The sequence below is a fragment of the Phocaeicola sp. HCN-40430 genome, from assembly GCF_037890285.1.
Classification (GTDB): Bacteria; Bacteroidota; Bacteroidia; order Bacteroidales; family Bacteroidaceae; genus Phocaeicola; species Phocaeicola acetigenes.
This window is the reverse complement of sequence record NZ_JBBKBS010000014.1, coordinates 61,807-88,708: the sequence shown is the minus strand read 5'-3', so window position 1 is coordinate 88,708 and position 26,902 is coordinate 61,807. Positions and strand designations below refer to the sequence as shown.

The window sequence follows — 26,902 nt, the reverse complement described above, 5'->3', positions numbered from 1 at the left end:
AACCAACGATTCCTTCATGTTAAGGCCGTCAACGCTGAACAAAGGAGACATAATTGCCATGGACCGCGCATACATTAACTATGAGATGCTGGAAACACTCACGCTGAGAGGAGTGCTGTATGTGACAAAAATGAAGGGATACCTGAAATACTCTGTTCTGGAGGATTGTATGTATCAGGCTGCAGAAGGATTTATGGAAGTACGGATACAACATGTCACGTTCTCAAAGGTACTGAAGGGTGGCGAAACCCTGACTTATCATGTCCGTATCATTACCTATGCCGATACCCGAAAGCACAAACTGGTTTCATTGCTCACAAACGACATGGAATCAGATCCAGACGAGATTATAGAAATTTACCGCAAACGCTGGGAGATAGAACTGTTGTTCAAGCAGATAAAGCAGAACTTCCCCTTGAAATACTTCTATGGAAAAAGTACAAATGCCATCAAGATACAGATTTGGGTAACTCTTATAGCTAATCTGCTGCTTATGATAATGAAAAAAAAACTCATACGTTCATGGAGTTTCTCCGGACTTGCAACCATGATATGGATTACGCTTATGTATTATGCGAACTTCTACAATCTGTTTAATCACCCGGAAAAAGATTGGCAAACACTCTTAAACATAGATCGTGAAGAAGATTATCAGCTGTCTATCTTTGAACGGGGCTTAGAATGACAAAACAAGACTCGACCATTGAATGCACAATGGTCGAGCAAAATTTTTTATTTACAATCGATTTTATCGGACAGCAATAAAAAGCAATACAAGGAGGGGGTAAGTGGTTATCGTCAGTGGAGTGAACTTTCTCACGCTGATGAGTGGCTTGTCTTCCCCAAAAATATCGGCAAAAGGCTCTGTATAGATGAGACGGCCATAAGTAACGGTGAGCTTTATACCATAGTGTCCAATCCGGAAGCTCGTGGTGGAAAAGGAAGCCTGGTTGCCTTGGTGAAAGGTGTAAAGACACAGGATGTTATTGATACGCTGAAACTTATTCCTGAAAATCTACGCTCCATGGTAAAGGAAGTCACCATGAACCTTTCCAATAGCATGAACCTCATTGTACGTCTCTGCTTTCCGAAAGCCAGTCGGACAATAGACCGGTTTCATGTACAGAAACTGGCATATGATGCTCTGCAGGAAATAAGGATAGCACACCGGTGAGACGCCATACAGGAAGGAGCCGATACCATGGAGGAAGCCAGGCATTGCGGAAAGGAACACAATCCTGTTACATTGGCTAATGGAGACACAAAGAAACAATTGCTGGCCAGAAACCGTTACCTGCTGTTCAAGTCATCAGAAAAATGGACACAAAGCCCAAATTACGGGCATCTATACTATTCCAGCTATATCCGGATATAAAGGAAGCCTATTCACTGACCCATTCCTTGAGAATGATCTTTAATAGAAACAGAACAAAGGATGAAAGCCAGCTTTCATTGGCCAGATGGTATGACAAGGTAGACTCTTCGGGATTTAAAAACTTCAATGTCATTGCATCGACCCTGTATGAGCACTATGATGAAGTACTTAACTTTTTCAATAACAGGTCAACGAATGCATTTGCTGAATCGTTCAATGCAAAAATCAAACAGTTCAGGGTACAACTTAGGGGAGTCATTGATATCAAGTTCTTTTTCTTTAGGTTGGTGAAAGTTTATGCCTAACCCCACTAAAAATCGGGTGAGCCGAAAATGTCCCTAGAAAATACAATGGCATATAAAGACGACAAAGTATAATCACTTCTATGCCATTTTTATTGCCATTTTCTGTATTTTCTCATAGGGATATTCAGCGAATACCCCTATATTGTATATAACAATTTAATACCTGAAATTTACCGAATGCTTATCTTATTTGATAATATAAACAAGGCTTACACCTAGCTTAGTCAAACCAAAGTAATTTTTCTTTTCCGCTCCCAGAAAAGCACCACATTTGGGACGGTCATAGACATCGTGATTCATCCGCGCATATCCAGCACCGACACTAAATTCCAAGTTCCACCTATCTGACAGAATCATCTGATAACCATAAGTTAATCCAACCCCATAAAGATTACCTTGATAGCGCTTCTTCTTTAATCCTGCGTTATAATCTGCATAATTCAAATGAACACCCATAAAATGTTGATAATAAGTCTGGCAGAACCAATACCGCAACTCCGGTTGAATACATATACCCATCACTTTTCTATTGTCAGACAATACATGCCATGGTTTATAGTTCAGTGACAAACTTCCAGTCATCTTTTCAGACAACTTAATTTCACCTTCTATATTCGGTGCAAGCATAAGCCAAGATAGACCATTTGTCTTAACTACAATATGCTGTGAAAAAGCTTCCTTTGTACCACCCAACAGCATTACAACGAAGAGAAATAAGAAAAGTATCTTATTAGATACCTGTATAGTTTGTTTTGTTGTCATTCTATAAAATCCTTTAAGTCCAAAATATCACCATCTATTTCCATTATTTTACGTAATTCCGGCTTTTGAGCCAAAGCTTTATGAAGGTACAGAATCGCAGTATTTATATCATTCAGACGGTTAGCAGTAATAGCCCGAACATAATCGACTTCTGCAGAAGAGTCAGGGAGTTCCTTAAGAAAGTCCCATGCTTCCTGATTTCTACGAAGACTCAACAACAGAATAGCTTTGTTTATACTGTTCGTATCAGCAAAATATTCGTAAGCTTCTGCATAACGCCCATTCATAGCATCTGCTATAGCCAAAACAGCCCGAGTTTTTTCTATCCTAGGCAAAGTCTGACTAAGCCTGTTTGCCTCCTCAAAGTTACGCTTCTGTAAAAGAGCTACAATATGGTTTACCTTTATCTCAATAGGTGCATCATCTCTCAAAAAAGGCAGCAGCAGTGTCGTATCAGCCCGATGTTCTCTATTCAGCAGTGCCGATAAATTATTAGCTGCAATCATCAAATCCGGATGATATTTTAAAGCTTCACGCATAAGTCTTTCAACCTCCTCTGTAGAGCTATCTGCATGCCCACGTATATATCTCCAAAATTCACTTGCAGTCAGATTTGATGGGTTATGACAGTAAATTTCATCAATTTCATTAAAATTCAAGGTTCTGTACTCTGTATATTCATAATTGTATTCCACCCTACGAAAACGTGGAAGATACTTATCTCTAATAAGAGGATAACACTTCAACCGACGTGAAGCCCACGAAACTTCATCATGATTTCCACGTGCCCGACGTAAAAGCATCTTCAGTTCAGCACTCTCTTTTATCAAACTATCTCGCAACATTGCAGCATAAATAGTATCCCAAGGAACAACAATCCCTTCAGATTCAAAACGAGCCTGACTTGCTGATTTTGAGCTATCAGGGATTTTCTTTAATATCGCTTCTAATGCACTTTTTACGCGCTTACTTGAAAGTTTTTCATTCATTTTATAAGATCCTTCAGGAGAAGCATAACCTGTAATGCTAAAGTATGTCAATTTTTTTGTCGAATCTCTATGTATATCATTTAAGAGTTTTCGGAATTTATTTAACTCAAAGCCATTTCTTCCGTCTGTTTCAAATATTTTATATTCACTAGGACGAAAACGTAAATGCATCTCCCCCTTTTCATTAAAATTCAATGCTTGCTGACGAGGAGCATAGCTATCATCCAAGTCAAAAGAAGCTGCATTAAAATCAAAGAATCGCATCGGATAAATTATCCCCCTAGCAATAGTCAATGTATCTTGATATTCATCTTCACAGAATGTTTTAATCTTAATATATACCTCAGTTGCATAACGGTCATTGACATCATCCATTTGGCAAGTATCGGTATATGTAATTAATTGACTTGAATCAAAGCCATCAACAACTTGAGCAAATTTTGAAAAATATTTCTGTTCTTCAGGATCACCACACGAATGGCCACGACGCACCAATATATCATAATTTACACCATCGTAAACCATGGGAGTAAATGATGTACGCTTATTACGACTGAAATTTACCAAAAATGGCTGAATTATCATTCGAGAGTCCTTATGAAAACGTTGTTCCGGTACTCTATAACGAGTTTTTAACAACAACTGTTCTTTGATAACTTCCAACTCAGATGGTTCAAATACAAATTTCATATTTTTTTTCAGCACTGAAGTTACTGTAACTTCTGGAAGCAGAATATTTGACGAAGTCATCTTGATAGTCAAAGATTTCTGGTTGCTTATACGTACCGCTTGTTTTTCATAACCTACACAGGAAATATACAATGTCCCTTTATCGGCTACATTTATAGTAAATTTACCATCACTACCTGTTGCTCCACGCTCTTTTGAGTACGAAGTTGTAATAGTAGCACCACTAATCGGTCGTCCATGCTCATCAATAACTACCCCTTGAATCAGACGTTTGCCAAGGTTACCTGCAAAAGTTTGAAATGCCGTTATTAATAACAACAGAAAAAGAAAAATATAATGTTTCATATCATTTTTAATCTATATCTACATCTGTATCTCCATTAATACCATCCCAATCTGGGTTGATAACAATATTGATAGTGGGTGTAGTAATAATACTATGGTTAAAATCTACTTTAATTCCTACCATTTGGTTACGCAACACATGCAGCTCGCTAGTAAGCGTGGTGTGTAGTGCTACTACCTCATGACCTTGACTTCCTTCCATATAAAGTGTTAGTATAACTTCCGTATGACTATCACTGGAAGCAGGGAAAGCATCCATACTCAACATGACAGCATCATCAGTACTTTCTTTCAACTCTATAGAAGTTTCATTCCAAACGCTTGTACTGCCTTGATAAGTCGTATCCGGTAGGCAAACAGAAGAAACCGGACTAATATCTACACGCGCACGTGTAATATTAGATGGAAGATTTTTTAAACATACCTGTACAAGCCCTTTACTTCGATAAAGTTTTACAAAATCAGCATAACCACACTCACAATTAAGTGTAAAATCATACAATGCAGTAAAATAATCAGCTTTGAAATCCTCAGGAAAAAAAAGTTTTACCGCTTTCCACGAATCAGGATTACTAACAGGTGCATCGGAATTGGCTGTAAGTGCAAGCACATAATCTCCAAATGCCAAATCCGTAAATCGAAGGTCATAATGATCACCAGAAAATGATGAATTATTAACATTCCCGGATTCTATAATATTGTCATTTTTATCAAACAAATAATACTGTAATGTTTTTACTTTTACTCCTAATTCCGGTTCTGATGGGCCATCAGGAAGCTCTCCAAAGCGCTCGGCTGTAATGGAAAGAACTACATCTCCTTTCCAGCATTCACTTAAATCCTCATGCCAGCACCCACTTAAAAATATTCCTGCCAGTATGAATACGAACAAATGTATTATCTTGTTATGTTTCATTCTTTCAACTATTTTGTATTAAATTATATTCTAAATAATCAAATGGAACCTCAGAATGATTCCTATTCCAATCAGTTTTCACTTGTTCCAATAAATATTCTGTAGCATTCAATAACTTTTGTTGCTGATCCAATTCCAATACAATAGTCATACATTTATCGTCTTTGATTATTACATTTATTGGATCAATATCAAGACTTACACCTTCTGTTGACAGAGAATAAATTTCAATATTAAGATTAACAGGAACATCTTTATCAGGCAGCAAAACGAAGAATGATGTTAAATGATCTTTGTTAGAATCGCCATAATATGGAAAGAAAAGATTTGATTCCGACGCTTTATCTTTATACAAATAGCTCATACGTGTAATATTCATCTCACCCGCAGTATCCTCATAAATATAACTTCCATCAGTATCCAAAGCATAAGGTATCGTGTGATTGGAAATAACCTTACAGCCCAGCTGGAATTCTTTAATTGTAGAGTTCTCTATATTTGACTTTAATATTATACGTACCGGAATAGCTTTACGAGACAAAGTAGGGAAAGTAATGGGTGAACGAGATGCAACATTCCCATCAAGCTGACTTCCCTTTTTAACTTCAAAGTCTACAAAGGAAAAATATGCTTCCCGCATACTATTGGTTCCAATATATTTATCAGGTCCACTAATAACAGGCACAGATTTTCCTATCAGGTTAGGCGAAAAGAGATAATAGGGACCATTCAGTAAGATACAAGCTCTATATTCCCCAGGCTGGAGTACATAGGAATCCTTCAATCCAAAATCACTTAAACTGAATTTATGTGTATCGTTTATTGATATGGGTTCAGGATAATCAGGATAGTTCTGATAGTCCAATTGCTGAATAATATAACTATTTTCAATTTTCCGATAAATTCTCAACTCGCTGTTTTTGAGAATAAAATTATTAAAAGCCGATTTTCCATTTCTTGACATAGGTATCAGTTCTGTATCATTATCTAATCCTGAAAGCCCCTCATTAAGTCCAAACTGTACAGTTATACCTTCAAAATCTTCTTCTTCCGGAAGATATTCCTGAGTGCATCCGTTCCACAATACAGACAGCAACGGAAAACTGATTATTATAAACAAATTCTTTTTTACCATGGCAGTAGTGTTTAATTGCAAGTTGAGTTAGTCTTTCAAATCTATTATTGAGGGAATGAGGGGTCTATTGTAATTCCCCCTAAATCCTCCTTTACATCAATAATTCTGTTTTGTAAAATCTTTATTGTTGTTCTGGTAAATGTATTTGATTGTACTGGAAGAGTTTTTCCACTACTCGGCAGTTTAAGTTCTATAGAATTAGTTGTCTGCTCCCCACCAGGAACATAGGTATCATGATACTTAAATGTCAACTTAACTTTCATCGTATTGTTTTCCAATGGAGTTGCCAATAAATAAGGTCCCCAAAAACGAGTGGCGCCTCTAAAAGACAAAGAACTTATTATCAATGAAGTTTCAGCCTTTTCCCAATCAATTTTATAGCTATCTTCCATCAAAACATCTGATAAATTATAGCTACAAACTTCTGTTCCATTCACAACATTGGATTGCAACAAATCCCAACTGAGAGAATGTGTATAGTTTGAGATTTCTGCCGTTATATTACAAACCCTATCAAGTGTAGAATTAAAATCCATATCTACATCCAGCGGATTTCCATGTTCATCATATCTGCAAATATCAAATACCAACTGACCGACAACTCGTTTAAAATTTATAGGCAATTTTCCCATTTCAATGGCAGAACTCGTAATAGTACCTGTCCCAATATAATTATGTAAAGACAAGGGGTAAGGTTCTTGATTTGCATTATAAGTTCTTCGTACAGATAAATTATTTAGAGTTTTATTTTCTAAATTTTCAGGAAAGAAAAATTCTATTTCGGCCTGAGAAGCCGGAGTAGCAATCGTTACAAGACGATAGTCATAAGTATCTAAGCTATCGTGAGTAATATTAATAATATATTTACTAAACTTAGAATAATCCATCCAATCAGTCTCAAAGTCTTCAATATAATAATATTGACTTGAAGGCTCTGTTTCGGGGTTAGTCACTTTAGCTTGTGTTCTGAAGTAATAAATTTTATATTTTAAGGTCTTAGCTATTGCTTCGTCTTTAAAGCTACCTTCTAGCTCAGGAAACATTTCTACTCTACTTCCATTCATACCAGATGAAAGCAAAGATCGATCTTTACTACAACCTACTAAAAATAAGATCAAGAATATAATACTTACTCCATATAAATACAATTGTTTCATAAACGCTCGTTTAATTCCAAAAACCACTATCATTTTCACCTCCATCACCTAATGGAGCAGAGCCTATACCATCGGGAGATAATGACAAATGTTCTTCGGTTATGTTTACTACTATTAATGTCACCCAATTACGTTGCAATTTTAAGTCCGATAATTCAAACTCTTGTGAATAGCCATTCTTAAAAATAACTTTCAACTTACCATCAACAGATGAGCTTGGAAAGAAAAACCATTTTTTTATCCGCTTCTGATTATTTCCGGCCAAATCTGTTAAAGGAAGATTGTTCAAATCTTGAAATTCTTCTTTATAATCCTCCAACTCAAATACACTAAAATTCTCTTCATTCAGTTGTTGACAGAATTTTGCAGTTTTACCTGCAAGTTCAATTGACTCACCACTAAATTTACATGAAGCATTCAAGCCATTCAGTTCCAGATCAAGAGTTTCAATACTAGCAAACGGAGAAGTTTCGGTGCTTTTTCCTTTATAGACGAAAACCATGTCAAGACGCCCCTGTGCATGATATAATTCTATTTCACCTGATTTGTTGGAATTGATTAGCTGCAATATTTTAACATCCTCTGTATTAAGATATAGCTCAGTCTTACACTCCTTCAATGTGTTGTCATCATTTATTGGATGATGTACCGCATAGTCATCAATGGAAGCGCGAGGTTTATCATCCAACACCCAATAACATTGTTCACCTTGGTTTCCTTCTACGAAATCATTTACAATATTTAATCCTTTTGACAGGGAAAAATGATAGCTTCCTGTCTCAAGCTGACACTGCATTTTATAACGTTCATTTTGGTCTGAAAGCCAAGTTTCCGTAACCGGGATATATCTTACCGTTTCTAAACCTTGGATTTGAGTTTTTTTAAATATCAATGCATTCAAATCATCTGTAGAACTTGTCTGGGATGAAGAAGGCGTAGCTACAGGAACATTAAATGATATAAGCACAGAACGAGACAATACACCATCATCAAGTTGATTATGGCATGAATACAATAGACTTGTTAAAGAAAACAAGCCTATTGCATATCGTTTTAGGGAATCATTAATCATAATAAAATAAATAAATCAGACATCAATACTCGGACCATTTATAATACCATTCCACACAGTATTTATTATAACCTCATATGTAATAGTCGGATTAAAAATATTTTCTTTATCATCAGGATCATTACCAGATGCCCGATATTTAAATGTAACAACAGTAACTTTATTAGATTCAGCAGCAACTCCATCAGCCTCCAACAAGCGTGTCTGTTCCTCACCAAGTACACCGTCCGGTTCATCCAAACCATTACCTTTCAACTCAACTTTAAGATCAAAGGTCTTCGACTCCACATTAACAAACGGCAAAATATAAACACCTTTATAATAAGCAGCACCTTGCGCTATTCTTTCTGCCGGAATATTTTCCAACTTATCTTTGTCTGCATCTCCATTAGGGAAATCGGTCGATGCATTACCTCCTTCTCTAAACAATGTACCTAATGTTACATTAGTTTCACCTTGAGTAGTAGACTGATGCAAGGCAGTAAAAGAAGCACTTTCAAGCTGTCCCCAAGTCCATTTGTCAGAAGCATTACTTGTTGAAGTTGTTATACTCTTAAGATTTCCTTTGGGGCCAAAAATATTAAAATCTGAAGTAAGGTAGCATTGTTCCATATCACTTCCTGGAGCTTCTTTAGGAGAGAATTTAAGAAAGCGGAAATCTATACGTGAATTGATACGGGAAAGGACAAGATTAACTATTACTTTATTATCTTCGGAGTTTTTAGATAAATCTACATCTTCAGCTATAGCATTATTTTCTGTTTCCGGATTATTATCAGAGCTACCTCCTGCAAAAATTTCATTAACATTCAGTTCGGTATTTACAGACTTTCTGGAAATTATTACAGCGTCCAATATTTCCTGCCATGTCTTTTCTGCTGCCATATCAGTATTAAAAGCCAAATCTAATTGGGCATTATTTTGACTGACATTATAAAAACCCAAAAAACGATAAACTCCTACATTCAGCCTAAATTCGGAGTCACTCCATGTAAATTCATTCCCATCAGACGCAACTGAAGTATTCTTAAATCCCGCGCACTGATATTTACCATTTTCCAATTTACGGTAAGCAACAATACACAGTTCCTTCAACGATGCCTCATCCTGAGAAGCACGACTCGACAACTGATTAACAACCTTTCCTGTAAATCTAACAGTTATCACATCCTTACTTGACTCAAATTCTGAATTGAGTTCATTATTCTCGCAACTAATAAATATTGGCAGCAATACAGACAGCACCAATAAGTAAAAACCATTTTTTTTCATATTATTAATATAAAATTTATCAGACGCATACTATCAAAAAAATTTCAAGCAGAATACCAATTATAGAATCAATAGTTTATCAGTTCTAAAAGCATCCCAGATACTAAAACAATTTACATTTTTATTGCAAAACATCTTACAATAGCCCAAATATAGTAATTTATCTTTTACAACAACTCTCAATCCTGATTTAAAATCAACAAAATATATAAAACAAACCTACCAACAACAATATCCAAACAAGCAAGAAGCAAACAATAATAAAAAGATTATACAAAAAGACTGCCCCACCATAAACTTTATTAAAAAAGCCTCTACCAAATCAACACCCAAGAAAAACCTCAAAAAAGTGAACGAACTATAATATCAACATCCTCATATATATCATCAGACTACCTTCCAAGCAGTATTTTCTTTAGTCAGAAAGTGTAAGTTATTAGCAGTTAAACACTCTCAATAAAAGCATGTTCTAACAAGTATACATACAGAGACTGATCTTCATGAATCGATATACCATTGACAAACTTCTCAAAGAACTTATCTATATTATTGTTAGAACTTATCTGAAATTTATCTTCAACAAGTCACTATCCAACACAAATAATATAAACAATTTATTTTTACAAGACAAAAGTAAGTATAATACAAAAAGAATACAAATAAATTGCATTCTTTTTTACAAAAATATACGACATAATCGCCCGAAAATTTTAAAAGACACATTCAACACGAATTCAGAACAACCGTAAATACACCCTCTGACAATTAGAGTTATATTAACAAAAAATTAAATTTAGAGTTCTAAATCATAACAGAAAAACAATTATCTTCATATTTCCAAAGTTACAGAGATTTGTTGTACAACTATGGTTCTTGCAAGGATTTTGTACTACAACAGAAAAGAGAATATACCCAAAGACAATAAACAGAACAATACAATAAGTCAAATCGAATGAACTATAATAAAACCATGACTACTCTTGTCATCCCCCCTTAGACTTCCGATACCTCAAGTATTACTACAAGGAGCATGCCCACAAACATTAAACCAATTATTGATGAAAAATTTATCAACGACAGAAAACTGCCTATTTTCTGATTTCCACTTCAAACTCAAATTATTTACTGGATATTCCTATTTATTTCCATCTTTTTAGCCGTCTCTTTCCAATGATACAACCGTCTCACTCTAATGAGACAGTCGTCTCACTCTAATGAGACATCCGTCTCATTCCAAAGAGACGACTTCCACATCTATTACTGGGACATTCAGTAAATAATAAAAAATTAGCCAACTAATTCATACACAAAGTATTGCGAATTAGTTGGCTTTTTTGTATCTTTAGGTATTCCCCCGAAAATAAGGTTTGGCAGCCAAAACGGGGGAAATACCCCAACAAAGATATGGCTAAGATACAAAATATTTCAGAAATTCACCCTACTTTGGGTTTTACAGAATTTGATATTCTGGAAAAATATCGCAAGAGTTTTAATGAGAGTGAGCTTGGCAGGCTTCACTCGGTGTTTCCGTTTGACCGTATGGCAAAAGCCGTAGGCCTGTCGGAACAGCGTCTGGGACGCAGGAATATCTTCAGCCCTTCGGCTAAGATTGCCCTCATGGTCCTGAAGGCGTATACCGGATTCTCCGACAGACAGCTGGTGGAACATCTTAACGGGAACATACATTACCAGATGTTCTGCGGAATCATGATAGATCCGGCCTTTCCCATAACCAACTACAAGATAGTCAGCGCCATCCGCAATGAGATAGCATCCCGTCTTGATATTGACTCCCTTCAGGAGATACTGGCCTCCCACTGGAAACCATATCTTGAGAACCTTCACGTGTGCATGACTGATGCCACGTGTTATGAAAGCCACATGCGTTTTCCTACAGACATGAAACTGCTTTGGGAAAGTATTGAATGGCTTTACAGGCATATCTGCCGTCATTGTATGGATCTTGGGATAAGGCGTCCCCGTAACAAATATGCGGATGTGTCAGAGTCCTATCTTTCATACTGCAAGAAAAGAAAGAGGAAGGTCTCAAGAACACGGATGCTCAAGCGCCGTATGATCAGACTCCTTGAAAAGCTCATCGTACAGAGGGATGAGATTCATAAGGAGTACGGGAGATCACTCAGATATACACAGGATTATCAGAAACGCCTTTCCATAATCAGAAAGGTTCTTGTACAGGAGAAGGAACTGTTTGAAGGCAGGAAGATCAGTGACCGCATCGTCAGCATCGACCGTCATTATGTACGTCCTATCGCAAGAGGAAAGGAGACGAAATCAGGAATAAAACTGCTAAAGCAGCATGACATGATTTTATTCACAAGGGGCAGAAGAGATCATCAGATTTCTTCCGGAATATCATGTCCTGCCGGATAAGATTATGTGAGAGAGCACGGAAAAATGACAATAATAATGGCATATGAAGATGATAAAACATAATTACTTCATATGCCATATTATATGGTAGAGACATTACTGAATGTCCCTATTATTTTTCCTTTTTACACTGAATACCGTATTTTCGAGAAATATATGAAAGCACAAAACACAGCCGACTGATTCAAAAGCGTTTTTCACATGAATCAGTCGGCTGTTTTTCCATCCAATGAATACCCCAAACAACAGCAGTGCAGCAAGAATATTCTTTACAAGTTTCCTAAAAACCAGTTTTATTATTCCGCAGTTTCTTCTGCTTTTTCTACAAATTCAGTCACTCCGTTTGATACCAACAAATTATACCACTGAATAAGTTTCTTAATATCGCTGGTATGAACACGATCACGATCATAAGTAGGTAAAACTTCAGCCATGAAAGCATTCAACTCTTCTACAGATGCTTTTTTATAATCGATAGCTGTAACAGCACCATTTTCTTTCTTCTTTACAGATTCCAATACATCTGCCAAAGGTACTTCATCATCGTCTGTGTACATAGCAATATCGCCTAAAGAAATCACTTTATCGCTGGCATACACAGGCATTCTTTTTCTAGCAGCATCTACTGTTTCTACAATCAGCATATTCTTTGCCTGAGAAACCAGTTTATATAATCCCGGTTTACCTGAAATAGCTAAAATAGTCTTCAACATACGAGTAATAATATTATTATTTGTTTTTAATTTTAGATAGCGGCAAAAATACAATTCACAGACGATATATACAACATTATCTTCCCTTTTCTGTAGTCAGTTTACCAATCACTTCCTGCAACTGAGACCACAAAGGGCAGACTCCATCATTGATTATCACAAAGTCGGCACGTTTTCGCTTTTCCTCTTCTGAAAACTGAGCCGCCATCCTGCTGCGTATTTGTACCTCAGTAGCACCATCACGCTGCATAGCTCTTTGCAGACGAATCTCTTCGGGAGCATATACCATCAGTATCTTGTCGACACTCTTATCAAAGCCCGATTCATATAAAATAGCGCATTCCATAACAACAACCTCAGCACCCGAATGACGTAAAGCCCATTCTTGAAAATCTTGTTTCACTATCGGATGTACAATTGAATTAATCTGGGATGCATTCTCAGAAGAAGAAAAAAGATATTCTGCAAGTAAAGGTTTATTCAAGCGCCCTTCCACATAAACATTTGTTCCAAGCAATTCTACCAACTGTTTCTGAATAGAAGGATGTTCCATCATGAGTCTTTTCGCATTCGAATCAGTATCATAGACAGGAATACCAGTCTCTGCTAACAAATGGGATACATATGACTTTCCACTACCTATCCCTCCAGTTATTCCCAAACGAATCATTCTTTATCTCCTTCCTCCACTACAACCTGTTGTTCTATCAAATAATCTATATCCGAATTCTGTATACGGATATGACTGACACTATTAGGAGCTTTTCTTATCATCAAAGGTAACTTTTCTCCTTTGGCATTCTTGATATCTTCGTAAGCAACTCCTATAAAGAAGTCATCTGCCGTTACCGACTTAAAATTCTTCAATCCGACCTGAAAAGTAACCTTTACTTTAGAAGGAAAGGTACGCAACACCTTACCGGCAGGAAAGTTAATACCTATCACAGGAACTTCTACGGTTTTCTCCGAATACATATCTACATACACAGATATATCATTGTAATCGGGAATAAACTTCACTCCCTTGATACGACGAAGTTTTACACGCTGTGCTAAAGTATCACTCACAGATTCAAAACGCACATCTTGTGTATAAGCAGCTATCAGCGTATCAAGCACTCCATCTGGCGCATAAGCAATAACCGAATCAGGATGAAAGCCGATATGAGAAATATAATATTGTCTCCCTGGGGTAATCTCTCCCCGAAGACGAACCGGTAACTTTCTGGCTTTACCTTTCGTATAGATAAAATCGAGTGTATCCGGACGAATAGAAAGCAGTTTAGTAGAAACATTAAGCTGGGCGGATATTCTTTTCGATAATTCCGACGTAGAAATACGTACGTGAGTACCGGCTTCCATATAATCAGAAAAATCAAAAGTCACAGGAAAGAATGTTCTCCCCAACATATAATTTAGCAGAACAGTTCCTCTATCTTCGACTTGAACACGAACTTCTTCGGGAAGTTCAGAAGTTATCACTACTTCCTTAGGAACATTCTTCAACCGAAGAGGAACTTTAAACTCGGTCTGATATACATCATCTAAAGTCTGTAAAAGCCAAAAAGCAAAAGAGACCAATACAAAAAACAAAAAAACCAGAAACTCCCTGCTTTTAGAGCTAAGCAAGAAGTTTCTGATTCTTCGAAATCCAAACCGATAATATCTTTTTATGTTCTTTACATCGAACATATTAATAGATTTTTATTTGTTTGCCTGAGCCTGCGCATCTGCATAAATAGAGTTTTTATCTACTCTGATTTTCACACTTGGCGCAATTTCTACCACAACGGCGTTATCTTCAATTTCCTTAATTTTTCCATAAATACCACCAGCAGTAATAACAGACTGTCCTACTTCCAGATTTTTACGGAAGTTAGCTATTTCTTTCTGCTTCTTCTGCTGTGGACGAATCATGAAAAAATACATGATAGCAAAAATGGCTACCATCATAATAAGGAAGGAATAATCTCCTCCAGCTTGAGCCTGCAATAATACAGTTAAAAGATTCATAGGTTTTTCTTAATAATTAGTTATTTAATAGCGCACAAATATATCAATTTTTTGTCAACTTGTTTTCCTTTTTCAATTGATTAACTATTCCATCCAAAGTACCATTAATAAAGCCGCCACTCTTTGGAGTGCTATATAGCTTGGCTATTTCTACATATTCATTCAATGATACATTCACTGGAATATTAGGGAAACTCAATATCTCAGCCAAAGCAATCTGCATAATGACCACATCCATTAAAGCTACTCGATCCAAATCCCAGTTCTTAGAATTTTCACTAATCAAATGACGATAATAATCCGCGTTCAAGATAGTACGACGAAACAATCGACGTGCAAAATCCTGATCTTCTTCATCTTTAAACTCAGGAAGAAGTTCTTGCTTTTCTCCGTTTTTAGGATCAAAACGTTTGATGGTCTTCAATACAAAAGTATCAACAATTTCCTTATCATCATTCCAATACAAACTCTGGTCTTCCAACACTTCATCCAATCTTGCATTGTTGAAAATAATACGTTTGTAAATCTTGCGCCATACTTCACGATCTTCTTCATACGAAGAGGTTTCACTCTCCATATACTCCTTATATATATCGCTCTGCATAATCTGCTCACACAGATTTTTAATAAAGTCACCCTCATTCTCCCAAGTTTTCTTTTGGGTAGAAGCAAACTCATTCAGCTGCTTGTTGACTTCAAGCTGAGCAATGAAGCGATTTTCTACAAACTTGGTATTAGGACACAAATCCTCTTTGGTAGGAGCCAGTTTATTTTTCGCTGCATCCAGCCGCCTGCTGGCATACTTCGTAACCTCCACCATGAGAAGCAAGAGATAGTTATACAAATCATACGCTTTAGATAAACTGAAGAACAACTCTTTTTCTGCAGTATCTAAATTTTTACCACCGTTCTGATAATACGCATAAATTATCTGAACTATTTTCAGACGAATAAGAACTCTGTTAATCATACTATTTGTTCCATATATTTGAGAGTGCAAAAATAGATATTTTCCTTTATATCTGCATAAAGATAGAGAACTTTTTTATGCAAATCATCCATAGACTTTATTTTTATACTCGTTTTTTTGTATTTTTCAAAAAAATCATCAAATTTGAAGGCGTTTTTAATAAGGAATCAAGCTTATGGAAGATTTAAAAAAGAAAAATGGACTAAACGAAAATGATAAAGACATTGTTTTTTCAAAAGCAATAAAAGCAGGAAAACGAATCTATTACCTCGATGTCAAGAAAAACAGAAAAGACGAAATGTTTTTAGCTATTACTGAAAGTAAAAAAATAGTATCTGGAGAAGGGGAAGCATCTCAAATAAGCTTTGAGAAGCATAAGATTTTCCTTTATAAAGAAGATTTCGAGAAATTCATGAATGGCTTGCAGGAAACAATTCAATACATAGAACAAGGACAGGGGAATACTTCATCACTGGCACCTCATAAAAAAGAGGATGAAGAACATGAAGCTGTAAACTCAGATGCAATAAAAATTGACATTGAGTTTTAAATAAGCTCTATACACAAAGTATTTAATTTAGAAAAGATTAAAAACACTTGTCAAAGTAAAAGATTATTCTTACCTTTGCGCCGCTTTAAGTTCATCGTGTGATATACCACATCGTGTGATGGTGAATTAAGCAATAGATACACTTAATTTAGAGTAACACAAAAAAAATTAAAAACAATGAAATCAATTGAAATCAAAGGTTCTTTAAGAACTGAGACAGGTAAAAAAGCAACTCACAGCTTGCGTAAAGAAAATGGTGTACCATGTGCATTGTATGGTATCCAGAAAGACGAAAACGGCAAACCAGTTGCAACTCACTTCACTGTAACAGTAGAAGGTTTGCGCAAATTGGTATACACACCTCATATCTATGTAGTAGATTTGAACATTGATGGCAAAGTAGTAAATGCTATCATGAAAGATATCCAATTCCACCCTGTAACTGATGCTATTCTGCACGTTGATTTCTTGCAGATTGACGAAGCTAACCCAATCGTAATGGAAGTTCCTGTAAAATTGGAAGGTTTGGCTGAAGGTGTGAAAGCCGGTGGTAAATTGGCATTGCAGATGCGTAAACTGAAAGTTAAAGCATTGTACAATGACATCCCTGAACGTTTGACTGTAGACGTAACAAACTTAGGTTTGGGTAAGACTATCAAAGTTGGTGAATTGAACTACGAAGGTTTGCAGATTCTGAATGCAAAAGAAGCTGTAGTATGCGCAGTTAAATTGACTCGTGCTGCTCGTGGAGCTCAGGCTGCTGCAAATAAATAATCATTTTCAGTAACCTAAACCACAAAATCCCTTTCAATGAAATATTTGATTGTAGGACTGGGAAATATCGGTGAAGAATACCGAAATACCCGTCACAACATAGGATTTATGGTATTGGACGCCCTAGCTAAGGCGTCCAATATTGTTTTTAAGGACGGACGTTACGGAGCGATCTCTACCCTCTCCATAAAAGGAAGACAAATACTCCTGCTCAAACCTTCCACATATATGAACCTAAGTGGAAATGCTGTAAGATATTGGATGCAACAAGAAAAAATTCCTTTGGAAAACGTATTGATTATTGTTGATGATTTAGCATTACCATTTGGAAGTTTACGTTTAAAAGGGAAAGGAAGCGATGCAGGTCATAACGGCTTAAAACATATAGCGGCGACATTAGGTACACAAAACTATGCCCGACTACGTTTTGGTATAGGCAATGATTTTCCAAAAGGAGGGCAAATAGATTACGTATTGGGAAAATTTGGAGAAGAAGATATGAAACTCATGCCTGAACGTTTGGAAACTGCAGGAGAAATAATAAAAAGCTTCTGTCTGGCCGGATTAAACATCACCATGAATCAATACAATAATAAATAAACGAGCATTATGCCTGAAGCAAGAATAGATAAGTGGATGTGGGCTGCCCGAATCTTTAAAACCCGCACCATTGCAGCTGAAGCTTGCAAAAAAGGAAGAATCTATATTAATGGTGCCCAAGCAAAACCGGCTCGCATGATTAAACCTGGAGATACTATACAGGTAAAAAAACCGCCTATCACCTATTCATTCAAAGTTATACAAGCAATAGAAAAGCGTGTTGGAGCAAAGCTTGTTCCTGAAATTATGGAAAACGTAACAACTCCAGACCAGTACGAACTGCTAGAGATGAGTAAAATAAGTGGCTTTGTCAATCGTGCCAAAGGTACAGGAAGGCCCACCAAAAAAGATCGTCGAGATTTAGATGAGTTTTTCACTCCCGAATATATAGACGATTTTGACTTTGATGATAACGAAGAATAAAGTCCAAATAAAAACAGAAAGAGGCTAAATGTATTTCATTTAGCCTCTTTCTGTTTTTCCAGTTTATATTTTATCAGCTTTCTATTCTTTTTCTTTCTCTTCCTCAAGATTATTCTTTGAAGCCCAAATAGCCTTCCTGATTTCTTCCAATTCATAAGGATCGGTAGAGATCAATGGAATTGTCTCCCCCCAACCAATGCGAAGGCGCAAAGCATATTGAGTTTTCATCCGCATAGCCACTATAAGCATAATTAAGCCACACAGAAAGAAAAACAAAGCAACCCCCATGGATCCTCCCACCATCAAAATGCCAAAGAAAAAAGATAATACTCCGAACGTAATAGGATATCTCCGATAATTAGCACGCTTTGAAACATAAACTGCATTTACGTCAGATAGCTTATAGCGCGAACTATTTAGTATAAACTCTTTTGATGTAACTTTTACACCATCTTTATCATAATATAAGTCCGCTCTTACCATGTTTTCTTAATTAGATTTTTCCTGCCATTAATTTCTTATTGTGTGAATTTGCAGCAATTGCAGCCCAAACAACACCAATAGGAATAGTAATAATCAAGCCAAAACCAAAGGTCAAAAGGGCAACAATTAGATTTACAATAATCATTACAATAGCTCCTAATACTGTAGAATAAAACATACCCAATGGGCCAAAGAATAAAGATAAAGCAATTGCAATACCTACACTTTTAGGAGACTTTGTTACTACTACGTTTACATTTTGATTTTCAGTTGCCATAATACAGTTTGTTAAAGGTTAAACAAATCCGTTAATAAATATTACAATCGCAAAGATATAAAACCTTTTTTAATATACAATTTTTTTACATCTATTTTCCGTTTCAGCCCAAAGAAGTGCATTTCACCTCAGCCATTACCAAACGTTGCAAATCACTCTTTTCTCCGACAATCCAAATAATATCCCCTACTTCCAAACGCCGATTGACATTCGGAGAACAAAGTTGCTTATCGTTTTCCGATTCTATCCCCACAACCATACAACGGTATTCGTTACGTATACCACTTTCTTTAATTGTATGACCTGCAATAGGCGAAACTTCAGGAATCTTAAACTGTTTCAACACCATTTCATGCTGTTCAGCATCTTCATAGCCCAATGCATCAGAAACCTGCCCTACATAATGAGCAAAAACAGATAACTGTTCATCCGTACCGATAACCTGTAAAGTATCTCCTGGGAAAATACGAATTCTTCCTCCTGGAATATTTATCCGATGAGTTCCTCGAATAATCGATGCGACATGCACATTATATTTCTGCCCCAAGTCCAATTCCTGTAATGTCTTACCAGCCCACAAAGAATCAGCAGGTACAGAAAAATCTGATAAGTGCAAGTTTCTATCTAATAATCCACTTTCATATTCAGGGCGTTTTTCTCCAATATATTCTTTATGAATATCTTTCGAACGCAAATTCTGCACGAAAGTACGCTCAAGACCAATAGATCTCTTTTTCAAGAAACGAGAGAAAACCATTCCAACCACCAACAAAACCGCAATACCTACCATCAAAGCAGCAGATGCTCTAAACAAGAATTCAATGATATATACCACAAAGCCTGTAGCAATTACTACCCGAAGCAATATTACAGCTATCAACGGAGCATGATTAAAACGACTATCCGACCACAAAGCCTTAAATTCAATCGAACGATTTTTCTTCATGATCAAAGCACGCAAGAAAGGAGCAATTGCAGATATCGTCACCACAGCCCCTAATAAACGTCCCCAAAAATCACCTAAAGCCGAAACGATTAAAGGTACCACCAAATGCAAACACAATCCCATAATCGCCACAGACAACACCGAATAAATCAAAACAATACGCATGATTGCAACCAATAATTTCTTCCAGTTATTTTCATGCTGTACGGTCTGCGAACCAGTAGAATACCTCTCCAAAAAGGTCCGGACTCCTTCTGGCATTGTACGATCCACCCAATTATAGGCAGGAACAGCCAAACGTATCATATAAGGAGTAAGAAAAGTCGTAATAACCGATACTGCCACTACTATAGGATATAGAAAATGACTGGTTACATTCAAGCTAACCCCTAAAGAGGCAATAATAAATGCAAATTCACCGATCTGGGTTAAACTGAAACCACACTGCATGGCAGTTTTCAAAGACTGCCCGGAAAGCAGCACTCCCATTGTTCCAAAGACAGCCTGCCCTAATAAGATCGCTAATACTATCACCACAATAGGTACAATATACTCTACCACCATATGAGGATCAACCATCATTCCCACCGATACAAAAAAGATAGCCCCAAACAAATCTTTGACAGGTGCCACTAATTTTTCTATATGCTCAGATTCTATTGTTTCAGCAAGAATAGAACCCATTATAAAAGCCCCAAAAGCAGGTGAAAAACCCACCTTAGACGCAAATACAACCATTCCAAAGCAAAGAGCAAGTGCTACAATCAGCAAAGTTTCATCACTCATCAGCTGGCGAACTTTTTTCAAAAAGAGTGGTATCAAATAAATACCTACCACAAACCATAATATCAAAAAGAAAACCAACTTGACAAGACTACCTACCATTTCTCCCCCTTCAAAATTCTGGCTCACCGCCATTGTCGAAAGCATTACCATCAGTACGATAGCCAATATATCTTCCAAAATCAAGATACTCAACACTAATCCAGCAAACCTCTGTTGACGCAAACCTAAATCATCAAAAGCTTTATAAATAATGGTAGTAGACGACATGGCCAGCATTCCTCCCAAATAAATACAGTCCATACGTTTCCAGTCAAAAGCCCAGCCCACACAAATTCCTACAGCAATCATACACAAGATAATGGTACATGCAGAAATCACAACCGAACCTCCCGTCTTCATCATTTTCTTAAAGCTGAATTCCAATCCCAATGCAAACAAGAGGAAGATAACTCCAATATCCGACCAAGTCTGAATATTGGCAGTATCCGTTACCGAAGGAGTCAGTGAAAAATGCGGACTGGCTATAAATCCAGCAACAATATACCCTAACACTAATGGCTGTTTCAGTTTTTTAAAAACAAGAGTCATCAAACCGGCGCACATCAGAATCAGTGCCAGGTCACTAATCAATGGAGCTAAATGCGACATGATACACACAAATTATAATACCATACAAAAATAGCGAATTAATTTAATAATGAGTATGCCATGGCAAAAAGTAGCCTTATTTAGAGGTACTTTGCAAAAACTTTTTTAATTTTGTAACCAAATTGAGTTAATATATCAACAAATGAACGTATTAGAACTAAGTGAACAGGAGATTATCAGACGTAACAGTCTGAATGAAATGAGAGCGATGGGCATCGATCCGTACCCTGCAGCAGAGTATGTAACCAATGCATTCTCTACCGATATAAAAGCAGAATTCAAAGAGGACGAAGCAGAACCTCGCAAGGTTTCGGTAGCAGGTCGTATCATGTCGCGCCGTGTAATGGGTAAGGCTTCTTTCATTGAGTTACAAGACTCTAAAGGTCGTATTCAGGTATATATCACCCGCGATGATATTTGTCCGGATGAAAACAAAGATTTATACAACGTAGTATTCAAGCGTCTGCTCGACTTAGGAGACTTCGTAGGTATTGAAGGATTTGTATTCCGCACACAGATGGGAGAAATTTCCATCCATGCTCAAAAGTTGACAGTATTATCAAAATCAATCAAACCACTTCCAATTGTAAAATACAAAGATGGAGTGGCATACGATAAATTCGAAGATCCGGAATTACGTTACCGTCAACGTTATGTAGACCTGGTTGTAAACGATGGTGTGAAAGATATCTTCTTGAAACGCAACAAAGTATACAACTCAATGCGCGAATATTTCAACTCTAAAGGTTATATTGAAGTAGAAACTCCTATCCTGCAGTCTATTGCCGGAGGAGCTGCAGCACGTCCGTTTATTACTCATCACAATGCATTGGATATTCCTTTGTATATGCGTATTGCCAGCGAATTGTACCTGAAGCGTCTGATCGTAGGTGGATTTGAAGGTGTATACGAAATCGGAAAGAACTTCCGAAACGAAGGTATGGACCGCACACACAATCCAGAGTTTACTTGTATGGAAATCTATGTAGCCTACAAAGACTACAACTGGATGATGACCTTTACAGAAAATATGATTGAGAAAATCTGTATGGACGTAAACGGTACCACAGAAGTACAGGTCGGCGAACATCTGATCAACTTCAAGGCTCCGTTCAAACGTGTTACCATGCTGGATTCTATCAAAGAATTTACCGGATATGATTTGACTGGCATGAGCGAAGAACAGATTCGTGAAGTATGTCAGAAACTGAATATGGAAATCGATGACACAATGGGTAAAGGCAAGTTGATTGATGAAATCTTCGGCGAATTCTGCGAAGGCAACTACATCCAGCCTACTTTCATCACCGATTATCCGATTGAAATGTCACCGCTGACCAAACGTCACCGCAACAATCCGGAACTGACCGAACGTTTTGAGCTGATGGTAAACGGAAAAGAATTGTGTAACGCATACTCTGAGTTGAACGACCCAATCGACCAGCTTGAACGCTTTGAAGAACAGATGCGCTTAAGCGAAAAGGGTGATGATGAAGCAATGATCATCGACAAAGACTTTGTACGCTCATTGGAATACGGTATGCCTCCTACTTCTGGTATGGGTATCGGTATGGACCGTCTGGTTATGCTTATGACAGGCCAAAGCACTATTCAGGAAGTATTGTTCTTCCCACAGATGCGTCCGGAAAAGGTAATTCCGAAAGATGCACCAGCTAAATTCATCGAATTGGGTATTGCAGAAGACTGGGTACCTGTTATTCAGAAAGCCGGATACAATCTTGTTTCCGACATGAAAGACGTAAATCCACAGAAATTACACCAAGACATTTGCGGTGTAAATAAGAAATACAAATTAGAACTGACTAATCCAACTGTGGACGAAGTAGCAAGCTGGATACAAAAGATTCAATAAATGAAAAAGAAGAATGAGGAATGAAGAGCCATGGAACAACTTTTACCTATTCTTCATTCTTCGTTCTTCATTCTTCATTATAACAATATAATATGAAATTACCCGGTAAAATAGCAATTATGGGGGGAGGAAGCTGGGCTACGGCTATTGCCAAAATCATACTTACCCAAGCTGAATCAATCAACTGGTATATGCGCCGAGACGACCGCATTGAAGAGTTCAAGCGCCTCGGACATAACCCAGCCTACCTGACGAGTGTGCGTTTTGATACCAAACGCATCAATTTCTCATCGGATATCAATAAAGTAGTTCGCGAATCGGATACACTGATATTTGTGACTCCTTCTCCATATCTGAAGACCCACCTCAAAAAGCTAAAAACTAAAATCAAGGATAAGTTCATTGTTACAGCCATTAAAGGTATCGTTCCTGACGAGAATCTGATTATCTCCGATTACTTTCACAAAGTATACGATGTACCTGAAGATAACATTGCTGTATTGGCAGGTCCTTGCCATGCAGAAGAGGTCGCATTAGAACGATTATCCTATCTCACTGTAGGGTGCAAAGACATAGAAAAGGCTAAACTCTTTGCACGACAACTTGCAGGACACTACATCAAAACTTCCGTCAATACAGATGTAACAGGTATCGAATATGCTTCTGTATTGAAAAATGTTTATGCCATAGCTGCCGGTATATGCAGTGGCTTAAAGTACGGTGACAACTTCCAGGCAGTACTGGTTTCGAACGCCTTACAAGAAATGAACCGTTTTCTGGATACAGTTCACCCCATCAACCGCTGCACCAACGACTCGGCATATTTAGGCGACTTATTGGTCACTTCTTATTCCAACTTCAGCCGTAACCGAGTATTCGGTACCATGATTGGTAAAGGATATTCAGTAAAAAGCGCACAAATAGAAATGGAAATGATTGCCGAAGGATACTACGGCACTAAATGTATTAAGGAAATCAACAAGCACTTGCATGTTAATATGCCCATTGTAGATGCGGTATATAATATCCTGTATGAGCGAATCTCACCTATGATTGAAATTAAACTACTAACTGATTCATTCAGATAAACATAGATCGTTATGGAAAATATTAAACTGAACATCGAAAAAACGTTAGATTTCATATCTAAAGATAAGCTAACAACTTATGAGTCTAAAGTAAAGACTTATATGGATACATTGGAACAGGGAACCGGACTGGGTAACGATTTTCTGGGTTGGTTACATTTACCTTCTTCTATCACTCCAGAACATCTTGCCGACTTGAAAGCTACAGCACAAGTACTGCGCGACAACTGCGACGTAGTTGTAGTAGCTGGTATCGGCGGCAGTTACCTGGGAGCACGTGCGGTAATAGAAGCGATGTCGAACAGTTTTGCATGGCTGCAAGAAAAGAAAGCAGGCGAACCGACTATCCTTTTCGCAGGTCACAACATCGGCGAAGACTATCTGTTCGAACTGACCTCTTTCCTGAAAGACAAAAAATTTGGTGTAATCAATATTTCCAAATCAGGTACTACAACCGAAACCGCTTTGGCATTCCGTCTGCTTAAAAAACAGTGTGAAGAACAACGCGGAAAAGAAATGGCACGTAAAGTAATCGTAGCCGTAACAGACGCAAAGAAAGGAGCTGCCCGCATCACTGCTGATAAAGAAGGATACAAATCATTCATTATTCCAGATAATGTAGGTGGACGTTTCTCTGTTCTTACTCCGGTGGGTCTGCTTCCCATCGCTGTAGCAGGTCTCGATATCGAACAGCTGGTAGCCGGTGCACGCAAAATGGAAGAAGTTTGCGCAAACCCGAACATGGAAGAAAATCCGGCAGCTCTGTATGCAGCTACACGCAACGAACTTTATCAGAACGGAAAGAAGATAGAAATTCTGGTAAACTTCCAGCCTAAATTGCATTACTTCATGGAATGGTGGAAACAATTGTATGGAGAATCTGAAGGAAAAGACCACAAAGGTATCTATCCAAGCTCTGTAGACTTCTCAACAGACCTCCACTCTATGGGACAATGGATTCAAGAAGGAGAACGCACAATCTTCGAAACTGTGGTTTCGGTAGAAACTCCTGACCATGAACTGCACGTACCGGCAGATGATGAAAACCTCGACGGGTTGAACTTCCTGGCAGGAAAACGTGTTGATGAAGTAAACAAGATGGCTGAATTGGGAACACAGTTGGCACATGTAGACGGAGGTGTACCCAACTTGCGTGTCAGTGTTCCTGTACTGAACGAATACTACTTGGGACAACTGATCTACTTCTTCGAAAAAGCTTGCGGCATCAGCGGATATCTGCTTGAAATTAACCCGTTCAACCAGCCGGGAGTAGAAGCATACAAGAAAAACATGTTTGCACTGCTCAACAAACCTGGATACGAAGAAGCATCCAAAGCTATTCGGGCACGTTTAAACAAATAAAAGATTAATACATAGTAAAGAATGGAGATAGAGGAGAAATCTTTCATCACAAGATTCCTCAATCTTCATTCTTTATTTTTATCATCCAATCTACACTATTTACCAAATGTTTCAAGAAGCTATAAACCAGTATCTCCAAAAACATCAATACGAATCTATCAAGCTAAAAGCTGTTTTGTTTGATATGGACGGTGTGTTGTTCGACTCAATGAAGAACCATGCAGCCGCATGGCATGAGGCCATGAAGCAATACGGCATGCACCTGAGTTACGAAGAAGCCTATATGCACGAAGGAAGAACCGGAGCCTCCACTATCAACATTGTCAGTACCCGACAGAGAAACCGGGAAGCTACAGAAGAAGAAATCAAGGAAATCTACCATACAAAAAGTGAATTATTCAATGCACTTCCCAAAGCCGTACGAATGCCGGGAGCACTGGAAGTATTGAACAAAGTCAAAGGTTGCGGACTCATTCCAATGGTAGTAACCGGGTCCGGACAAACATCTTTATTAGACAGACTGAACCGTAACTTTCCGGATATATTCAAGACAGAACTGATGGTGACTGCTTTCGACGTAAAATACGGAAAGCCCAATCCGGAACCTTATCTGATGGCACTGAAAAAAGCAGGAATCGCTCCAAACGAGGCCATCGTGGTAGAAAATGCCCCACTGGGAGTACGAGCTGGAGTGGCCGCAGGAATATTTACAGTGGCCGTCAATACAGGACCACTTCCCGACTCTGCATTACTGGATGAAGGAGCCAACTGTCTTTTCCACTCCATGCCGGAATTCAATGACAACTGGGAGACTCTATTCCACGCGTTTCAGGGCTGAAAAGCCCTTTTTTTATGAAATAGCCCTTGCATAAGCAGGTATGCTCTATACCATCATGCAGAAACATATAAAAAGCACTACAACCGACGACGTCGGCTCTATAATCAACGCTGGCGATTCTACAGCCAACGATACCGATTATAGAG

At 37.6% G+C, this 26,902-nt stretch carries 24 protein-coding genes and 2 pseudogenes; 11 read left to right on the top strand and 15 right to left on the bottom strand.

Annotation, left to right across the window (positions count from 1 at the left end; translation table 11 throughout):
- A partial coding sequence (locus WKU26_RS07960) for an IS4 family transposase (protein WP_340321569.1) occupies positions 1–685 on the top strand: 685 nt, incomplete at its 5' end.
- Positions 686–703: 18 nt separating this feature from the next.
- Positions 704–1,680 (top strand): annotated as a pseudogene (locus tag WKU26_RS07955) (ISAon1 family transposase).
- A gap of 186 nt (positions 1,681–1,866) precedes the next feature.
- Here the strand turns inward: WKU26_RS07955 and WKU26_RS07950 are convergent.
- The 7 genes from WKU26_RS07950 to WKU26_RS07920 are packed head-to-tail and all read right to left on the bottom strand — an operon-like array spanning position 1,867 to position 10,018.
- The gene (locus WKU26_RS07950; protein ID WP_340321568.1) at positions 1,867–2,442 is read right to left on the bottom strand and encodes a DUF3575 domain-containing protein; all 576 of its coding nucleotides are present in this window, start codon (positions 2,440–2,442) and stop codon (positions 1,867–1,869) included.
- A complete protein-coding gene (locus tag WKU26_RS07945; RefSeq protein ID WP_340321567.1) occupies positions 2,439–4,466 on the bottom strand; it encodes a carboxypeptidase-like regulatory domain-containing protein in 2,028 nt (675 codons plus the stop codon). Before WKU26_RS07945 ends, WKU26_RS07950 begins: the two co-directional genes overlap by 4 nt.
- Before the next feature lie 7 nt (positions 4,467–4,473).
- Complete coding sequence (locus tag WKU26_RS07940; RefSeq protein ID WP_340321566.1) at positions 4,474–5,382, bottom strand: hypothetical protein; 909 nt, start codon at positions 5,380–5,382, stop codon at positions 4,474–4,476.
- A 4-nt stretch (positions 5,383–5,386) separates the two neighbouring features.
- A complete protein-coding gene (locus WKU26_RS07935; protein WP_340321565.1) occupies positions 5,387–6,517 on the bottom strand; it encodes a hypothetical protein in 1,131 nt (376 codons plus the stop codon).
- A 44-nt stretch (positions 6,518–6,561) separates the two neighbouring features.
- Complete coding sequence (locus WKU26_RS07930; protein ID WP_340321564.1) at positions 6,562–7,674, bottom strand: DUF5031 domain-containing protein; 1,113 nt, start codon at positions 7,672–7,674, stop codon at positions 6,562–6,564.
- A 10-nt stretch (positions 7,675–7,684) separates the two neighbouring features.
- Positions 7,685–8,746, bottom strand: coding sequence for a hypothetical protein (locus WKU26_RS07925; RefSeq protein ID WP_340321563.1), 1,062 nt, complete (start codon positions 8,744–8,746; stop codon positions 7,685–7,687).
- Positions 8,747–8,761: 15 nt separating this feature from the next.
- On the bottom strand, positions 8,762–10,018 hold the full coding sequence (locus WKU26_RS07920) for a hypothetical protein (protein WP_340321562.1): 1,257 nt from the start codon (positions 10,016–10,018) through the stop codon (positions 8,762–8,764).
- A 1,404-nt stretch (positions 10,019–11,422) separates the two neighbouring features.
- Between WKU26_RS07920 and WKU26_RS07915 the strand changes: the two are divergent.
- Positions 11,423–12,316: pseudogene (locus tag WKU26_RS07915) on the top strand (transposase); the annotation flags it as partial.
- 392 nt (positions 12,317–12,708) lie between these two features.
- Here the strand turns inward: WKU26_RS07915 and WKU26_RS07910 are convergent.
- The 5 genes from WKU26_RS07910 to nusB form a co-directional block, all read right to left on the bottom strand.
- Positions 12,709–13,125: a DUF5606 family protein gene (locus WKU26_RS07910; RefSeq protein ID WP_340321561.1), complete on the bottom strand. Its 417-nt coding sequence runs from the start codon at positions 13,123–13,125 to the stop codon at positions 12,709–12,711.
- A 76-nt stretch (positions 13,126–13,201) separates the two neighbouring features.
- The gene (coaE, locus tag WKU26_RS07905) at positions 13,202–13,795 is read right to left on the bottom strand and encodes a dephospho-CoA kinase (protein ID WP_340321560.1); all 594 of its coding nucleotides are present in this window, start codon (positions 13,793–13,795) and stop codon (positions 13,202–13,204) included.
- Entirely contained in the window at positions 13,792–14,817 is a 1,026-nt protein-coding gene (locus WKU26_RS07900) for a YbbR-like domain-containing protein (RefSeq protein ID WP_340321559.1), read from the bottom strand. The genes coaE and WKU26_RS07900 overlap by 4 nt, the downstream gene beginning before the upstream one ends.
- Positions 14,818–14,829: 12 nt before the next feature.
- Positions 14,830–15,138 carry a preprotein translocase subunit YajC gene (yajC, locus tag WKU26_RS07895; protein WP_178265653.1) on the bottom strand — a complete coding sequence of 103 codons (309 nt, stop codon included), beginning with the start codon at positions 15,136–15,138 and terminating at the stop codon, positions 14,830–14,832.
- Between the two features lie 43 nt (positions 15,139–15,181).
- Complete coding sequence (gene nusB / locus WKU26_RS07890) at positions 15,182–16,108, bottom strand: transcription antitermination factor NusB (protein WP_178265652.1); 927 nt, start codon at positions 16,106–16,108, stop codon at positions 15,182–15,184.
- 175 nt (positions 16,109–16,283) lie between these two features.
- Here nusB and WKU26_RS07885 point away from each other — a divergent pair, with 175 nt between their 5' ends.
- The 4 genes from WKU26_RS07885 to WKU26_RS07870 all read left to right on the top strand — a co-directional run bounded on the left by WKU26_RS07885 (position 16,284) and on the right by WKU26_RS07870 (position 18,455).
- Positions 16,284–16,658: a DUF3276 family protein gene (locus WKU26_RS07885; RefSeq protein WP_340321558.1), complete on the top strand. Its 375-nt coding sequence runs from the start codon at positions 16,284–16,286 to the stop codon at positions 16,656–16,658.
- A gap of 177 nt (positions 16,659–16,835) precedes the next feature.
- Complete coding sequence (locus tag WKU26_RS07880) at positions 16,836–17,432, top strand: 50S ribosomal protein L25/general stress protein Ctc (RefSeq protein WP_340321557.1); 597 nt, start codon at positions 16,836–16,838, stop codon at positions 17,430–17,432.
- A gap of 36 nt (positions 17,433–17,468) precedes the next feature.
- The gene (pth, locus tag WKU26_RS07875) at positions 17,469–18,032 is read left to right on the top strand and encodes an aminoacyl-tRNA hydrolase (protein WP_340321556.1); all 564 of its coding nucleotides are present in this window, start codon (positions 17,469–17,471) and stop codon (positions 18,030–18,032) included.
- A 9-nt stretch (positions 18,033–18,041) separates the two neighbouring features.
- Positions 18,042–18,455: an RNA-binding S4 domain-containing protein gene (locus WKU26_RS07870; protein ID WP_340321555.1), complete on the top strand. Its 414-nt coding sequence runs from the start codon at positions 18,042–18,044 to the stop codon at positions 18,453–18,455.
- A gap of 81 nt (positions 18,456–18,536) precedes the next feature.
- Here the strand turns inward: WKU26_RS07870 and WKU26_RS07865 are convergent, their stop codons facing one another.
- The 3 genes from WKU26_RS07865 to WKU26_RS07855 form a co-directional block, all read right to left on the bottom strand.
- Entirely contained in the window at positions 18,537–18,938 is a 402-nt protein-coding gene (locus WKU26_RS07865; RefSeq protein ID WP_340321554.1) for a DUF6232 family protein, read from the bottom strand.
- 10 nt (positions 18,939–18,948) lie between these two features.
- Positions 18,949–19,215, bottom strand: coding sequence for a hypothetical protein (locus tag WKU26_RS07860; protein WP_340321553.1), 267 nt, complete (start codon positions 19,213–19,215; stop codon positions 18,949–18,951).
- A 103-nt stretch (positions 19,216–19,318) separates the two neighbouring features.
- Positions 19,319–21,595: a cation:proton antiporter gene (locus WKU26_RS07855; RefSeq protein ID WP_340321552.1), complete on the bottom strand. Its 2,277-nt coding sequence runs from the start codon at positions 21,593–21,595 to the stop codon at positions 19,319–19,321.
- Positions 21,596–21,737: 142 nt separating this feature from the next.
- On the opposite strand from WKU26_RS07855, the gene lysS reads away from it, so the two are divergent.
- From lysS to WKU26_RS07835, 4 genes are all read left to right on the top strand, one after another.
- Complete coding sequence (gene lysS / locus WKU26_RS07850; RefSeq protein ID WP_340321551.1) at positions 21,738–23,468, top strand: lysine--tRNA ligase; 1,731 nt, start codon at positions 21,738–21,740, stop codon at positions 23,466–23,468.
- Between the two features lie 92 nt (positions 23,469–23,560).
- Positions 23,561–24,556: an NAD(P)H-dependent glycerol-3-phosphate dehydrogenase gene (locus WKU26_RS07845; protein ID WP_178265643.1), complete on the top strand. Its 996-nt coding sequence runs from the start codon at positions 23,561–23,563 to the stop codon at positions 24,554–24,556.
- 12 nt (positions 24,557–24,568) lie between these two features.
- Positions 24,569–25,918 (top strand): glucose-6-phosphate isomerase, encoded by a 1,350-nt coding sequence (locus tag WKU26_RS07840; protein ID WP_340321550.1) that lies wholly within the window; start codon positions 24,569–24,571, stop codon positions 25,916–25,918.
- A 106-nt stretch (positions 25,919–26,024) separates the two neighbouring features.
- A complete protein-coding gene (locus tag WKU26_RS07835; protein ID WP_340321549.1) occupies positions 26,025–26,756 on the top strand; it encodes an HAD-IA family hydrolase in 732 nt (243 codons plus the stop codon).
- The last annotated feature ends 146 nt before the right edge of the window (positions 26,757–26,902 follow it).

What these genes read in the sequence shown, in the direction of transcription:
- WKU26_RS07880 (WP_340321557.1), top strand. Translation starts at nt 16,836, where the DNA reads ATGAAATCAATTGAAATCAAAGGTTCTTTAAGAACTGAGACAGGTAAA.
- WKU26_RS07930 (WP_340321564.1), bottom strand. Translation starts at nt 7,674, where the DNA reads ATGAAACAATTGTATTTATATGGAGTAAGTATTATATTCTTGATCTTA.
- WKU26_RS07870 (WP_340321555.1), top strand. Translation starts at nt 18,042, where the DNA reads ATGCCTGAAGCAAGAATAGATAAGTGGATGTGGGCTGCCCGAATCTTT.
- WKU26_RS07845 (WP_178265643.1), top strand. Translation starts at nt 23,561, where the DNA reads ATGAAATTACCCGGTAAAATAGCAATTATGGGGGGAGGAAGCTGGGCT.
- WKU26_RS07885 (WP_340321558.1), top strand. Translation starts at nt 16,284, where the DNA reads ATGGAAGATTTAAAAAAGAAAAATGGACTAAACGAAAATGATAAAGAC.
- coaE (WP_340321560.1), bottom strand. Translation starts at nt 13,795, where the DNA reads ATGATTCGTTTGGGAATAACTGGAGGGATAGGTAGTGGAAAGTCATAT.
- pth (WP_340321556.1), top strand. Translation starts at nt 17,469, where the DNA reads ATGAAATATTTGATTGTAGGACTGGGAAATATCGGTGAAGAATACCGA.
- nusB (WP_178265652.1), bottom strand. Translation starts at nt 16,108, where the DNA reads ATGATTAACAGAGTTCTTATTCGTCTGAAAATAGTTCAGATAATTTAT.
- yajC (WP_178265653.1), bottom strand. Translation starts at nt 15,138, where the DNA reads ATGAATCTTTTAACTGTATTATTGCAGGCTCAAGCTGGAGGAGATTAT.
- WKU26_RS07925 (WP_340321563.1), bottom strand. Translation starts at nt 8,746, where the DNA reads ATGATTAATGATTCCCTAAAACGATATGCAATAGGCTTGTTTTCTTTA.
- WKU26_RS07950 (WP_340321568.1), bottom strand. Translation starts at nt 2,442, where the DNA reads ATGACAACAAAACAAACTATACAGGTATCTAATAAGATACTTTTCTTA.
- WKU26_RS07835 (WP_340321549.1), top strand. Translation starts at nt 26,025, where the DNA reads ATGTTTCAAGAAGCTATAAACCAGTATCTCCAAAAACATCAATACGAA.
- WKU26_RS07855 (WP_340321552.1), bottom strand. Translation starts at nt 21,595, where the DNA reads ATGTCGCATTTAGCTCCATTGATTAGTGACCTGGCACTGATTCTGATG.
- WKU26_RS07840 (WP_340321550.1), top strand. Translation starts at nt 24,569, where the DNA reads ATGGAAAATATTAAACTGAACATCGAAAAAACGTTAGATTTCATATCT.
- WKU26_RS07940 (WP_340321566.1), bottom strand. Translation starts at nt 5,382, where the DNA reads ATGAAACATAACAAGATAATACATTTGTTCGTATTCATACTGGCAGGA.
- WKU26_RS07900 (WP_340321559.1), bottom strand. Translation starts at nt 14,817, where the DNA reads ATGTTCGATGTAAAGAACATAAAAAGATATTATCGGTTTGGATTTCGA.
- WKU26_RS07945 (WP_340321567.1), bottom strand. Translation starts at nt 4,466, where the DNA reads ATGAAACATTATATTTTTCTTTTTCTGTTGTTATTAATAACGGCATTT.
- WKU26_RS07910 (WP_340321561.1), bottom strand. Translation starts at nt 13,125, where the DNA reads ATGTTGAAGACTATTTTAGCTATTTCAGGTAAACCGGGATTATATAAA.
- WKU26_RS07935 (WP_340321565.1), bottom strand. Translation starts at nt 6,517, where the DNA reads ATGGTAAAAAAGAATTTGTTTATAATAATCAGTTTTCCGTTGCTGTCT.
- lysS (WP_340321551.1), top strand. Translation starts at nt 21,738, where the DNA reads ATGAACGTATTAGAACTAAGTGAACAGGAGATTATCAGACGTAACAGT.
- WKU26_RS07920 (WP_340321562.1), bottom strand. Translation starts at nt 10,018, where the DNA reads ATGAAAAAAAATGGTTTTTACTTATTGGTGCTGTCTGTATTGCTGCCA.
- WKU26_RS07860 (WP_340321553.1), bottom strand. Translation starts at nt 19,215, where the DNA reads ATGGCAACTGAAAATCAAAATGTAAACGTAGTAGTAACAAAGTCTCCT.
- WKU26_RS07865 (WP_340321554.1), bottom strand. Translation starts at nt 18,938, where the DNA reads ATGGTAAGAGCGGACTTATATTATGATAAAGATGGTGTAAAAGTTACA.